A 12280-nucleotide genomic window follows, 5' to 3' on the forward strand; every position below is an offset into this window, starting at 1 on the left:
AATGCCTGTAGACGAGCAGCCTTATGGCTCTGTAAAAGACGTTTATACCGCCTCCATGTTTCGGGGGTCATCACTTTGATTTGCCTGGAGAACCCGAATGACCAGCTCGACACCCCTTGTCATTATCGTTGACGACGACGAGGGGATGCGAGAAAGCGTAGGGGAGATCCTCCGGTCGGTCGGCATCGGGTCGGTTGGATTTGGATCTACCGCCGAGATGTTGGCTTCAACGTTGCCGGATCAATCCGGATGCTTGATACTCGACGTCAGACTTCCGGGGCTAAGCGGACTGGAACTTCAAGCCAAGCTTGCCGCAGCGGGCAGTCGGAGGCCGATCATTTTCATGAGCGGATACGGCGACGTTCCAATGACGGTCCGGGCTATGAAAGCGGGGGCGCTCGACTTTCTGCAGAAGCCGTTTCGCGATCAAGATCTGATCGACGCTGTGACTGCGGCAATCGAAAAAGATCACGAGCAACGCTCGCGATCCTCTGCGGCGATGGAAATCGCTAAGCTCGCGGCTACCCTCACGCCGCGCGAAACTCAGGTCATGGACGCTGTTGTCCGAGGTCTGTTGAACAAGCAAATCGCCCACGAGATGCAGTTGAGTGAAATCACCGTGAAGATTCACCGTGGGAATGTGATGCGCAAGATGAAGGCAGCCTCAGTCGCAGATCTCGTTCGAAAAGCTGAGTTGGTCAAAGCAGGGTGATGCAACGATCAGCCGCGGTGGGCATTTACTCCCGGTAACCCTGCTGGTCGGCCGTATCTATGATCGATTTGGCATATGCCCATACGATCGTATAACTATCGAAAGACGAGCGACGGTCTATTTAGAGCTGTGATTGAGATCGTTCCGGAAAGGACTGCGCCGGTGTCCCTCGGCAAAAAAATTGTTGCTATCGTTGATGATGACGAGGCAATGCTTGAGGCTACATCCGGTTTTCTGGAGGCGATGGGTTATGACGTCCTGCCGTTTGGATCTGGAGAAGCGTTCCTGGAATCTCCCCGCGCGTCGACTATCGACGTTCTTTTGACCGATATCAATATGCCAGGCATGAGCGGTCTCGATCTGCAGACCATGGTTCGCGTCCGGTATCCCGCACTCCCGGTCATCATGATGACAGCGCTTCGGGACGACATGTTACGCCGTCGCGTAATCGCGAGCGGAGCTAAAGCGCTTCTGCAGAAACCCATCCTCGCCGATGATCTTGTTCGCTGCCTAGAGGCCGCGTAAGTCGCGCTTCCTGCAGACTCAGGGCATGAGATCCCACCTGCGCAGTGATTCAACAAAAGGCCTGTAACCGCTTTAGAAGAGCGGTTACAGGCTCTGTCGTTTGCTCGAAAGCCATATGGTCGGCTTAGTGTAGCGTATTCTTCACTGCTACCCGGTAGGGTTTGCGCCAAGCGTTTGGCGTGGTCCCGAATGTGCGACGAAAAACCTTGCAGAGGTGGGCTTGATCAGACATTCCGCACTCCAGGGCTATCTGGCTCAGGGAAGCGTCTGTCGTCGCCATCAGTTCCTTAGCGAAAGTCATCCTGCGGCTGAGCACATAGTCGTACGGCGACTGGCCAACAGTCGCCCGAAAGGCACGGGAAAAGTGACTGCCGCTCAAACGGACAAGATCCGCGAGTTCATCGATCTTGACGCTTTCAGAAAGATGTTCTTCGACGAATTTTAGAACCTTCTTGTATTGCCACGGTGCAAGCCCTCCGCGAACAACCTCGTTGGCTGTATTCGGGAAGAAGGCAGGCAACTTGGCAATATCGGCGTCCACCGTGGCGGGAAGTGCACCCAGGGTGGTGCCGGCGTTCGCATCAACGTTCCAAACTGTATTTGCGGCGGCTATCATCTCATGAACTCCTTGGCTAATCAGAATGATCCAAGGTTGCCGTTCGTCGACCGATTTGGCGATTGAACTCAGGTTGGCGCATACCCAAACCTTTGGATGTGGTACTGCTGCCGGTGAGGTTAGCTCCCGCCTGCGATCAGCGCTTGATCAAGCGGGGGATGGCTGGGGACCGAGTCATTCGGGACGTCGGGTATGGATCATAAGTCCCCTCATCCCGGTGCAGGTCTTGTCCATTGCGATCCGCAATCTTATGCGCGGATCGTGCAATCTAACCTCGTCACTGCGACCCCATAGTTGGCGCGACTGCGAAATTTGAACCGTCGGTCGTTGCGTGATCGCCGACGCGGCCTTTGCGCTTGGCCGGCCCGCCAGGGAGAACGCGATGCGAACGCTGAAAATCAACAACGTCTTTCACAAAGTCGATGTGCCGGACGACATGCCGCTTCTTTGGGTCCTGCGCGATGTGCTGGGCATGACAGGCACCAAATACGGCTGCGGCATTGCCCAATGCGGGGCCTGCACTGTTCATCTCGACGGCGAGGCGGTCCGCGCCTGCCAGACGACAATGGAGATGATTGCCAATCAGGCGATCACAACGATCGAGGGGATTGGCGCAACGGAGACAGGCGCCAAGGTTCAGGCCGCTTGGCTGGAGAAGGAAGTTGTTCAATGCGGCTACTGCCAGTGCGGCCAGATCATGGCCGCAACCGCTCTTCTCAACGAAAATCCTAAGCCCAGCGACAGCGACATAGACGACTTCATGGCCGGCAATATGTGCCGGTGCGCGACCTATGTGCGTATCCGCGATGCAATCCACACCGCAGCGGCCTGAGGATATCCAGATGATCACCAATCTTTCGTCTCGCCGATCCTTCCTTAAAGGAACCGCGCTTGCGACCGGCGGTCTGCTGCTGTCGCTGCAAATGCCGGCGGCCATGCGCGCACGCGCCGCCCTGGCGCAGGACGCATCCCCGACATTCGTACCAAATGCCTTCGTTAAGATCGATCAGTCGGGGGTCACGCTCATCTTGCCACACATGGAAGTCGGGCAGGGCATCTACACGTCGAGTGCCATGATGATGGCCGAGGAGCTTGAGCTGGATCTCGACCAAGTGAAGCTGGAGGCCGCTCCCCCGGACATTTCCAAATACATGGACCCGATTCTCTATGACCAGGCCACCGGCGGTTCGACGTCGACAAGGACAGACTGGATGCGATTGCGGCAGGCGGGGGCCGCGGCACGGATCATGATGGTCGCCGCCGCAGCCAAGGAATGGCAGGTCACTCCGTCTGGCTGTCGTGTTGAGCGCGGCATGATCCGACACGATGCCTCAGGCAGGGCAATCACCTACGCCGATATTGCGCCAATGGCCGCTAACCAGCCGGTCCCAGCTGAGGTACCGCTGAAGGATCCATCGCAGTTCCGGTTGATCGGGACGAAGGCGAAGCGGCTCGATACGCCGGCGAAGGTGGATGGTTCGCTCGTCTACGGTATCGATGTGATGAGGCCGGGCATGAAGTTTGCCACACTGGCCATCGCGCCTGTGAACGGCGGCTCGGTCGCCTCGATGGACGAGGCCGCGGCGCGGTCCCTCAAGGGCGTGATCGACATCGTCCGGGCAAAGGATTTCGCCGTCGCCGTCATCGGCGACCACATGTGGGCCGCCAAGAAGGGGCTAGACGCGCTCAACATAGAATGGTCACAAGGCCCGAATGCGCATGTTACGACAGCAAGCATTGTCGCGCGGATGGATGAGGTTTCTGCAGGCGATGGAGCCGTCGCCCGCCAAGAAAAAGACGCGCAGGCCTCGATCGCCTCGGCGGCGACAAAGCTTTCCGCGGTTTATCATTCTCCCTTCCTGTCCCATTCTCCTCTTGAGCCCCTGAACTGCACCCTGCATATCCGCGAGGATGGCGCGGATGTCTGGGTCGGAACTCAGGTGCCGGTGCGCGCGCAAAAGGCCGTTGCAGCCGTGACCGGCTTGCCGCAGGAGAAGGTTGCGATCCACAATCATCTCATGGGCGGAGCCTTCGGCAGGCGCCTTGAGGAAGACTCGGTCGAACTGGCCGCCGAACTGATGAAGGACATTCGCTATCCGGTCAAGCTCGTCTGGACCCGGGAGCAGGACATGACCCACGACTATTACCGGCCCTATTATTATGATCGGGTGACGGCGGGTCTCGACAAGGATGGCCGGCTTGTCGGCCGTACTCATAAGGTCACGGGGTCGTCCATCTTCGCGCGATATGCGCCCGCGGCATTCACGGGCGGGGTCGATATCGATGCGGTCGATGGTGCCGCTGAAACGCCATACGATGAGGAGGCTGTATTCGCAGACTATGTCCGGCATGAGCCAGAAGGCGTCAATACGAGCTGGTGGCGTGGCGTCGGGCCGACCCACAATGTCTTCGTGGTGGAAAGTTTTATCGACGAGATGGCTCATGCGACGAACCAGGACCCTGTCAGCTTCCGACGCAATATGCTGACGAGGAACCCGCGGGCACTTGCCGTGCTCGATCTGGCGGCCGAAAAGTCGGGTTGGGGTGAGAAGCTGCCGGCCGGGCGTGGGCGGGGCGTGAGCCTGCAGTCTGCCTTCGGCAGCTATCTGGCGCATGTCCTCGATATCGAGATAGGCTCCGACAATGTCATTCGCCTCTTGCGATCGGTCATCGCCATCGACTGCGGCATTACGGTCAATCCCGACACTGTCAAGGCGCAGATGGAAGGCGGCGTTCTTTTCGGCCTCAGTTCAGCGATGTTCAACCGTGTGACCTTCACCAACGGCGCGGTCGATCAGACCAATTTCGACACATACCGCGTGTTGCGCATCAACGAGGCGCCGAAGGTTGAGGTCTATCAAATCCATAATGGCGAGGCCCCAGGCGGGGTTGGCGAAGCAGGAACATCGGCTGCAGCCGGCGCGCTCGCAAATGCCATCTTCTCTGCAACGGGCAAGCGGTTTCGATCTTTGCCGCTTGCTGAGGTGCTGGTTTGAACATTTGACAGGCAGCCGGAAAAAAAGAGGGCGAGGATTTTGTCCCCGCCCTCTTGCTTTGTCAGTCTGCATATTCAGGCTGCAATGTCATCCGCCCTTTGAAGCAACTCGTAGTTGGCTGCGACCGTCACATCGGCGCCCGGGTTGTCAATGGCCTCATGATAGCGACCGATGATCTTTCCGCCGCGAACGAGCGCGGGGCTATCATGGCTGATCAGCAGGAAGCGGGTCCCCGAAAGGGCTCGCTTAATCGCCTTCTTTTCATCAAGTGTCGACATGGCACGATTGGCGGTGATTGTCGGCTCGTGCGCTGCCTGATCGAGTATCGGCTCGATCAACTGGTCAGCAACGTGGTAGGCGACGTCACCAGCAATGTTGAGCAGCCCCTCGTCCGTCTCAACGAGCACTGAAATAGAGCCGGGTGTATGGCCACCGGTCAGTCGTACCGCGACGCCGGGGATGATTTCCTCCTCGAAGGTTCCGTCGACGTCGAAGAGGCGTAGCGCGCCGCGGGTATGCAGACGGTCGATAAGATGTTTAGTCTCGACGGCTGTATACATCCCTGGCCCCATGAGGCCCGACGCCGCAAATTCCAGCTCGCGGCGTGACATGGCGATCGTGGTAGACATCGGGAAAAGGTAATCTTGCCCGGAGTGGTCGATATGGGCATGAGTATGGATGACATGCCGAATGTCGCTCATCCTGAGGCCATGCCGCGCCAGGTGGTTTTCAATCGACATTTCTGAAGTCTGCTCGGCGCCAATTCCGAAGATTTCGTACTGCTCCGCGTTGCGCGAGCCGGTATCGACGAGGATGGGTTCCTCTCCGCCGAGGATGAGGAAGCCGAGCGTGGGTATCGTGGTCAGGATGCCCGGATTTCGAAACAGAACAAGGCCGCTCGAATCCAGTGTCATATTGCCGAAATTGATCGGATAAACTTTAAGGCCCATAGGTATCTCCTTGGTTGACGGGCGTGGAAGCGCGATCGGGATCGCGCCGGGGGTAAAAAAGGGAGCAGGGGAGCATCAGGCCTAGGCGGCGCGCCTATCGCAGAAGGGCGGCAGGCTCCTAAGCCGGGCGTAGGCGATCAGAAGGACAATGGTAACCAGACAGAGGGCCGACATCACCACAACCTCCGAAAAGGCGGCATGGGCGAGATCGCTGAGGGTTGCGATCTTGCCGAGGATCACCGCCAAGATGCCGGTGAAAAGGTAGGCGAAAAGAAAGACGCCGGAGAGAACTCCGCCCCGAACGGCCTTGGGTGTTACGCGGGTGACGATGGCGAGACCACCGTACACCATCAACGCGTAACCCGTACCCGAAGCAGCCGCCATGGCGACGAACAGGAGGAGGCTGTGAAAACTTGCGGCTCCCGCGAGCAGGGTCATGGCACCGAGGGATATGACTGTGCCTAACATAGCAGCCTTGGCAGGCTCTGCTTTCCGCGAAAATAACCCGGTGACACCAAGCGAGATACCGAACAGCGAAAGAGCAACGCTGTTGACGAACACGTTGGAGGACTGAACCAGCTCACGTGCGAATTGCGAGCCTAGGGAGCCTACTGTCACGCCGTGGGTATAGGCGGTCATGACCGTGATGGAGGAAACTATAAAAGGTCCGCGCAACGATCGCTCGACCCGAGGCAGACGTGGTGTCCACCGATGTTCAATTGCGTCAACGTCTCTTGGCAGGAAATAGCTCAATCCAGCCAGGACGAGCAGCAGAAACAATAGCACCACAAAATTCAGATGCGTTGGAAAGGGCGCATATTGGATCAGCAGGCCCCCGACAAGGAGTGCCGCGGCAAACCCGATCGCCTGACCTGAGATCGTCATGGAGCTTGCTCGCTCGGCCCCATCGTCGCCGGCATATTCCACCAATGCCGCGGTGGATGGGCCTGCGGTGAGGCCGACGCCAAGCCCCATGAAAACTCGACCGACAAACAGCATCCATACATCGCCTGCGATAGCGAAGAGAAAAACACCGATGATCGAGGCCGTCAGGCCGAAAAGCATGGTCATACGTCGACCGACGTGGTCGGAGAGATCGCCGAATACGATCAGGGTTGCGACCACCACGATTGGATAGATCGCGAAGACTGCTGTCGTGATCGTTGGGGTGAGATGCCACTGTGCCGCGTAGAGTGGATAAGCCATAGCCGGAGCTGCACTCGTCCACAGTGTATGGGCAACAATGCCTGCCGCCACCCAAAAGCTTGCTTTTTGAGAGAGTTCCGTAGCCATGCAAAATCTCCTTGGCTGAAGCGCGTGCGTTCGACCGCGACCACTTGACATCGGTAGCCATCGGGCCCGCGGGTGGCGCCAGACGAAGCGCGTATGTCCGTGAAGGTGGGAACTCTGCCAGGCGTTTTATTGGACGATTATGCTACGGAAGGAGGTTTCACGCCGCACTGCGAGGAATGAACGCATCGTCAAATATCAAACAAAGCATCGGCTCTAGATTTCCGCCGACACTACAAATTACCTTTAAAAGGAGATCTATCATGAGCACTAAGAACACGACGGCAATCATCACAGGCGCATCTTCTGGTATCGGCGCGACCTATGCCGATCGGCTGGCGGGTCGCGGTTACGACGTCATTCTCGTCGCGCGCAACAAGGAAAAACTCGACGCCGTCGCGGAGCGCATCAGCAAATCCCACGACGTAGCGGTAACGGTTTTGACGGCCGATCTCACCACGGAGGCTGATCTCACAGCGCTCGAGGCGCGTCTCTCAGGCGACGAGAGCATTTCTGTTCTTGTCAATAATGCCGGCTTCGGCGGCGCTGGTACGCTTCTGGAAAGCGATATCGGCAAAATGGCGGAAATGATTGCGACCAACGTCACGGCACCGACACGGCTGACCTATGCTGTCGTTCCGAGTATGGTGAAGCAAGGCGGCGGCACTATCATCAATATCGCCTCCATCGTGGCCATCGCTCCGGAGCTGCTCAACGGGGTCTATGGCGGCACCAAGGCATATATGCTTGCCTTCACCCAGTCGCTGCAGCACGAACTTTCCGCCAAGGGTATACGTGCTCAGGCGGTGTTGCCCGGCGCCACGTCGACCGAATTCTGGGATGTTGCGGGCGTTGGTATGGGCAATCTTCCGAGCGAATGGCTAATGAGCACGGCAGATCTGGTTGATTCCGCCCTTCGTGGGCTCGACCGCCAAGAAAAGGTGACCATTCCTTCGTTGCAGGACGGTGCGGAATGGGACGCATACGAGACGGCTCGTCAGGTTATGCTGCCACATCTTTCCAACGCTCGCCCGGCTCCGCGTTATGCCGGCGCATCCGAACGCGGTGTGTGAGGAGGCTGTTATGACGGTAAACCCAAGCGCTCGCTCTGCTCGTTTCGATCTCGCATCGATCATCGCGCAATTTCCGCCGACCGCCGACACCCTTTTGGTGGACGAATATCTCCGCGACACGCCCGCGGCAAGTTCGCGCGTGTTTCGTGTGTACAAGGGTACGCCGCCGCATTTCCATCGCGGCTGTGACGAGTATCTTTACGTTCTCTCCGGACGGGGGACCTTCTGGATGGAAGATCCATCCAACGAGGCGGAATTCAAGCCCGGACAGTTGCTCTTTTTCGAGAAAGGCACTGTCCACGCGCTGCCGAAGATACTCGAAGAGCCTGTTGTCTTCCTTTCCGTCGACACGCCGCGTCGAGAGCCGACAGATATCGTGTTCGTCAACAGCGAGGACGGCACGCCCGAAGCCTTTATCGCGCAGCGGAAGCTATCGAAGGATGAGAACTAAGTGAAAGATTGAGACCCCGTCTGATGAGCTCGCGCTTGGGTAGCACAAGACGTGCTGAGCACTGCTAAGGGTGTCGACGTTACCGCGACTAGTTCTATAGCCTCGGGTAGATTGCCCCTCCAAGGAATTGGAGGGGCTATATTACCGGATGAACGTTCGACTCCATTCAAACCAGTCGACTCGGAATTGCCGTAGCCGGCGTTTTAATCGCGGAGAATTCGCGCGGATTGCGCATTCGTCATTTACTGCAGGATTTCTTATGGATCAGAAGCTCAAAGCCATTGCGGCACCAATTCCTTTCAGGGTCTCGTCCACCGACGATCCTGCGCAACTGCTTCGCTTCGCAATAGACGCCCATCGTCTTGGTGCGGCTGCGCTCGCAACCCTTGTCGAAATTCGCGGTGGCGCTGCGCGCTCGCTTGGCGCTCATATGGCAGTTGCTGCGGATGGGCGTTTCTGCGGCTATGTCTCGGGTGGATGCGTCGAAGCCGCAATTGCCGCAGAAGCGCTGCTTGCCATGAACGAAGGACGGGACCGCACCATCAAGTTTGGCGAGGGTTCGCCCTTCTTCGACATCGTTCTTCCCTGCGGCGGAGGAATCTCAATCGCTATCCATGTTCTGAAAGATATCGGCGCTCTGCAGCATGTTCTGGATCGTCTCCGACAAAGGCAGTCAGCCGGTCTTGTCTACTCGCCGGAGCGGCAGACGCTTACATCGGTGGACCCGCCGCGGCGGACGTGCTGGACCGAGGGTGATTTCGTGACCGTCTATCGCCCTCGCACTCGTGTCGTCCTTTCCGGCCAGACGCTTGAAGCGCAGGCCGTCGCGCGATTAGCCGAGGCTTCCGGCTATGACGTGATCATCAGGGGGCGGAGCGAGGGTGCCGCCGACACTATCGATCCCTTTACCGCCGTCGTGCTCCTGCATCATGACGTCGACGCCGAAGCTGACATTCTCAAAGCCGCGCTTAACTCGCCGGCATTCTATATCGGCGCGCTCGGCAGCACTCGGACGCATCGTCACCGGGTCGAGCGTCTGACAGCAATGGCTTTTGGACAAGACGACATTCGTCGTATCAAGGCGCCCATTGGGATGTTCGGCCCGACACGGGATGTAACCTCGCTCTCCCTGTCGGTTTTGGCGGACATCGCCGCTGCAAGACTGGTTGCTCATGCCTGACGCATCGGTCGCGATCGTCATTCTCGCTGCCGGCAGGGCGAGCCGGATGGGTGAAGGCGGGAGGCACAAGCTGCTGGCGGAGTTCGACGGAGTGCCGCTCGTACGGCGGTCGGCATTGACTGCACTCGGTTCGGATGCAGCCTCCGTTATTGTCGTCACGGGGCATCGCAGGAGCGAGATTGCGGCCGCGCTCGATGGGCTCGCTCTGACTTTCGTCGACAACCCCGATTATGCCAGCGGCATAGCGACATCCCTCATCACAGGATTCTCATCGAGGGGCGCAGACAGCGCCGAAGGCATTCTCGTCATGCTGGCCGATATGCCCGGCATTTCCAGCGAACACCTGAATGCCTTGATTTCCGCATTTCGCAACGCAGGCGGCAGGGCGGTCGTTCGCGCCGTCTCACGCGGTAAGCCCGGCAATCCCCTTATCCTGCCATGTTCTATCCATCATTCAGTCCTCAGACTTGAAGGCGATGTCGGCGCGCGAGATATCATCGCCAAATCGAGCCTGCCCGTGCGTGATGTGGATATTGGCGATGCCGCCTTGCTCGACGTCGACACGCCGGATGAGGTATTGGCAGCCGGTGGAGTAATGAAGAAGTAACTGCGTAGCAGCGAACTGGGTTGATAGGACCTGACGGTGCCGCCATGTTCAGACAGCGATGGTCAACCGATAGCCTTCTGGGCGAAGCTTTGAAGCCTTAATAGGGACTGTGTGCTTGTTGATCGAGGAACGAAAACTTCGTCCTTGCGCGGGGCCGAGCGCGTATGCGACACCGCAAGGGGCGGTGATGACCTGTACAATGCCACATAGTAGTCACTGCTTACGAAAGCACAATGCGGCGGGTTCGTTATATTGGAGATACGGCCTCGACCACTGGCTTTTAGGATCGTGCTGATCTACCCTTAGCCGGGTCCACACGCGAGTTTATACGCTAACCAACTGTTTTTTAGCAATATTGTTATCAGTTTCAAACGGCCCGCCCATTCGAATCCTATCAAGGCGACCATCGTTTGCGAACGTTGGAAAGCAAGCTGCTCATGTTTGCTTCGGCTTTCGTCCTGCCCGCATCGGTTTCGGTCGGTCGTCGGTGGAAGGCTCAGAGAAAAATTCAGAAATATCCGCAGCCAGAGCGAGGGCTAGTCTATCCAGCAGATCGACCGAGGCGTTGTGCTTTCCTCTCTCCAAATCACTGATAACGGTCCGGTCCACCTGAGCGTCGACAGCAAGATTCTCCTGGGTGATGTTCCGCAGGGAGCGAAGGTTTCGCAGATTCCAAGCTATGCGCGCACGAGTGTCCATAGCCCATGGGCACCATCTTGCATTGCATTAATCCATGGGATATAACCGACATATTATCACAACGTCGTCGCTCGCGCGTCGCTATGGTCACTGTCCGCGAGGGCAGGGTGGGCAAACCTATGGAACTACGCCAGCTATCCTACTTCGTTGCGGTAGCCGAGGAGCTGCATTTCGGCAGAGCCGCAGCCAAGGTGAGCATCACCCAGCCTGGCCTGTCAGACGCGATCCTGGCATTGGAGAAGGAACTCGGCGTGCAGCTCTTCATCCGTTCGACCAGACGGGTGGAGCTGACGCGGGCAGGGGCGGCCTTCTATGAGCGGGCGGTGAGGATCCTCAGCGAGATTGATCTGTCGCGGGAGATCGCCCGCTCGGTTGGCGGGAGGTCGGCGCGCAGGATTGCCATCGGCACCGTCTATCCCGCCACGATCGGCGTGCTGCCGTCCTTCCTGTCACGCATCGGCCGCAAATATCCCGATATCCGCATGCATATCGAAAGCGGCACCACCGATGACATCATCCGCCATATCGAGGCAGGCCGCATCAATCTCGGCTTCATCCGGCCGGTGGAGAATATCGGCTCGCTTCGCTTCTTCTCGATTGCCCATGAACGCTATCTGCTGGCGGTGGCCAAAGAGAGCCCGCTGTCATTGAAGAGCGAGATCGATCTTGAGGATCTGCGACAAGAGAAGATCATCTCGTTTTCCCGTCAGAACCTTTCCTACAGCGAGCGCTATTTCGCAGAAAAGTTCGAGGAGCACGATCTCACCGACAATGTCGCTTACACCTGCGACGACACCTTCTCGCTGGTGTCGCTGGTCTCCGCCGGGCTTGGCATCGGCTTCGTGCCGGAATGGACGCAGGATCTGCCGAACCGCGGTTTCGAGCTGAAGAAGGTCAGGGGCGTCGATTTCAAGATCGGGCTCGGTGTTGCCTGGAACCGGGAGGATCCGACTGCCGGGCGTGACGACATCATCGATATCGCCCGATCATTGGTGCGGCAGGGTAGGTGAGAGAAAGGTCCGGCAGGTCGTTGATGCGGGGCGACGACTGAGGCTCTCGGCCGAAATGCCCACCTTCACGGACGTCGCGAGGGTCTCGTTGGTGAGCGTCCATTGCTCAAAATCGATTGGCCGGTTCTCGTTGAAGCGCATGATGCGCTTCATGTATTCTATTGCTTCCGG

General features: G+C 58.1%; 14 protein-coding genes. 9 read left to right on the top strand and 5 right to left on the bottom strand.

Annotation, left to right across the window (positions count from 1 at the left end; all coding sequences use genetic code 11):
- Positions 1-97: 97 nt before the first annotated feature.
- Both FHT78_RS25565 and FHT78_RS29710 read left to right on the top strand, forming a co-directional pair.
- Positions 98-712: a response regulator transcription factor gene (locus FHT78_RS25565; RefSeq protein WP_183749346.1), complete on the top strand. Its 615-nt coding sequence runs from the start codon at positions 98-100 to the stop codon at positions 710-712.
- Between the two features lie 162 nt (positions 713-874).
- Entirely contained in the window at positions 875-1237 is a 363-nt protein-coding gene (locus FHT78_RS29710) for a response regulator (protein ID WP_041679295.1), read from the top strand.
- Positions 1238-1361: 124 nt separating this feature from the next.
- Here FHT78_RS29710 and FHT78_RS25575 read toward each other — a convergent pair whose 3' ends face one another.
- On the bottom strand, positions 1362-1853 hold the full coding sequence (locus FHT78_RS25575; RefSeq protein ID WP_183749347.1) for an AraC family transcriptional regulator: 492 nt from the start codon (positions 1851-1853) through the stop codon (positions 1362-1364).
- 382 nt (positions 1854-2235) lie between these two features.
- Between FHT78_RS25575 and FHT78_RS25580 the strand changes: the two genes are divergently transcribed.
- Together FHT78_RS25580 and FHT78_RS25585 are read left to right on the top strand one after the other, a co-directional pair.
- Positions 2236-2685 (top strand): (2Fe-2S)-binding protein, encoded by a 450-nt coding sequence (locus FHT78_RS25580; RefSeq protein ID WP_183749348.1) that lies wholly within the window; start codon positions 2236-2238, stop codon positions 2683-2685.
- A 10-nt stretch (positions 2686-2695) separates the two neighbouring features.
- Entirely contained in the window at positions 2696-4849 is a 2154-nt protein-coding gene (locus FHT78_RS25585; RefSeq protein WP_183749349.1) for a molybdopterin cofactor-binding domain-containing protein, read from the top strand.
- A gap of 74 nt (positions 4850-4923) precedes the next feature.
- On the opposite strand, the gene FHT78_RS25590 is transcribed toward FHT78_RS25585, so the two are convergent.
- Both FHT78_RS25590 and FHT78_RS25595 read right to left on the bottom strand, forming a co-directional pair.
- Positions 4924-5799, bottom strand: coding sequence for an N-acyl homoserine lactonase family protein (locus FHT78_RS25590; RefSeq protein WP_183749350.1), 876 nt, complete (start codon positions 5797-5799; stop codon positions 4924-4926).
- Between the two features lie 81 nt (positions 5800-5880).
- On the bottom strand, positions 5881-7092 hold the full coding sequence (locus FHT78_RS25595; protein ID WP_183749351.1) for an MFS transporter: 1212 nt from the start codon (positions 7090-7092) through the stop codon (positions 5881-5883).
- A gap of 260 nt (positions 7093-7352) precedes the next feature.
- On the opposite strand from FHT78_RS25595, the gene FHT78_RS25600 reads away from it, so the two are divergent.
- From FHT78_RS25600 to FHT78_RS25615, 4 genes are all read left to right on the top strand, one after another.
- Positions 7353-8162, top strand: coding sequence for an SDR family oxidoreductase (locus FHT78_RS25600; RefSeq protein ID WP_183749352.1), 810 nt, complete (start codon positions 7353-7355; stop codon positions 8160-8162).
- 10 nt (positions 8163-8172) lie between these two features.
- The gene (locus FHT78_RS25605; protein ID WP_183749353.1) at positions 8173-8613 is read left to right on the top strand and encodes a cupin domain-containing protein; all 441 of its coding nucleotides are present in this window, start codon (positions 8173-8175) and stop codon (positions 8611-8613) included.
- A gap of 259 nt (positions 8614-8872) precedes the next feature.
- On the top strand, positions 8873-9793 hold the full coding sequence (locus FHT78_RS25610) for an XdhC family protein (protein ID WP_183749354.1): 921 nt from the start codon (positions 8873-8875) through the stop codon (positions 9791-9793).
- A complete protein-coding gene (locus FHT78_RS25615) occupies positions 9786-10400 on the top strand; it encodes a nucleotidyltransferase family protein (protein WP_183749355.1) in 615 nt (204 codons plus the stop codon). Before FHT78_RS25610 ends, FHT78_RS25615 begins: the two co-directional genes overlap by 8 nt.
- A 435-nt stretch (positions 10401-10835) precedes the next feature.
- Here the strand turns inward: FHT78_RS25615 and FHT78_RS25620 are convergent, their stop codons facing one another.
- Positions 10836-11099 carry a helix-turn-helix transcriptional regulator gene (locus FHT78_RS25620; RefSeq protein ID WP_183749356.1) on the bottom strand — a complete coding sequence of 88 codons (264 nt, stop codon included), beginning with the start codon at positions 11097-11099 and terminating at the stop codon, positions 10836-10838.
- Between the two features lie 119 nt (positions 11100-11218).
- Here FHT78_RS25620 and FHT78_RS25625 point away from each other — a divergent pair, with 119 nt between their 5' ends.
- Positions 11219-12109, top strand: a complete 891-nt coding sequence (locus tag FHT78_RS25625) for a LysR family transcriptional regulator (protein WP_183749357.1) — start codon at positions 11219-11221, stop codon at positions 12107-12109.
- On the opposite strand, the gene FHT78_RS25630 is transcribed toward FHT78_RS25625, so the two are convergent.
- Entirely contained in the window at positions 12086-12262 is a 177-nt protein-coding gene (locus FHT78_RS25630) for a hypothetical protein (protein WP_183749397.1), read from the bottom strand. The two genes, FHT78_RS25625 and FHT78_RS25630, sit on opposite strands and share 24 nt — an antisense overlap.
- Positions 12263-12280 lie beyond the last annotated feature (18 nt).

It is taken from the genome of Rhizobium sp. BK196, assembly GCF_014193255.1.
GTDB lineage: Bacteria > Pseudomonadota > Alphaproteobacteria > Rhizobiales > Rhizobiaceae > Rhizobium.

Bases quoted from the DNA above. Each gene is read 5' to 3' on its own strand.
- FHT78_RS25625 (WP_183749357.1), top strand. From the start codon at position 11,219: ATGGAACTACGCCAGCTATCCTACTTCGTTGCGGTAGCCGAGGAGCTG.
- FHT78_RS25620 (WP_183749356.1), bottom strand. From the start codon at position 11,099: ATGGACACTCGTGCGCGCATAGCTTGGAATCTGCGAAACCTTCGCTCC.
- FHT78_RS25605 (WP_183749353.1), top strand. From the start codon at position 8,173: ATGACGGTAAACCCAAGCGCTCGCTCTGCTCGTTTCGATCTCGCATCG.
- FHT78_RS25630 (WP_183749397.1), bottom strand. From the start codon at position 12,262: ATGAAGCGCATCATGCGCTTCAACGAGAACCGGCCAATCGATTTTGAG.
- FHT78_RS25610 (WP_183749354.1), top strand. From the start codon at position 8,873: ATGGATCAGAAGCTCAAAGCCATTGCGGCACCAATTCCTTTCAGGGTC.
- FHT78_RS25565 (WP_183749346.1), top strand. From the start codon at position 98: ATGACCAGCTCGACACCCCTTGTCATTATCGTTGACGACGACGAGGGG.
- FHT78_RS25590 (WP_183749350.1), bottom strand. From the start codon at position 5,799: ATGGGCCTTAAAGTTTATCCGATCAATTTCGGCAATATGACACTGGAT.
- FHT78_RS25575 (WP_183749347.1), bottom strand. From the start codon at position 1,853: ATGATAGCCGCCGCAAATACAGTTTGGAACGTTGATGCGAACGCCGGC.
- FHT78_RS25580 (WP_183749348.1), top strand. From the start codon at position 2,236: ATGCGAACGCTGAAAATCAACAACGTCTTTCACAAAGTCGATGTGCCG.
- FHT78_RS25585 (WP_183749349.1), top strand. From the start codon at position 2,696: ATGATCACCAATCTTTCGTCTCGCCGATCCTTCCTTAAAGGAACCGCG.
- FHT78_RS25595 (WP_183749351.1), bottom strand. From the start codon at position 7,092: ATGGCTACGGAACTCTCTCAAAAAGCAAGCTTTTGGGTGGCGGCAGGC.
- FHT78_RS25600 (WP_183749352.1), top strand. From the start codon at position 7,353: ATGAGCACTAAGAACACGACGGCAATCATCACAGGCGCATCTTCTGGT.
- FHT78_RS25615 (WP_183749355.1), top strand. From the start codon at position 9,786: ATGCCTGACGCATCGGTCGCGATCGTCATTCTCGCTGCCGGCAGGGCG.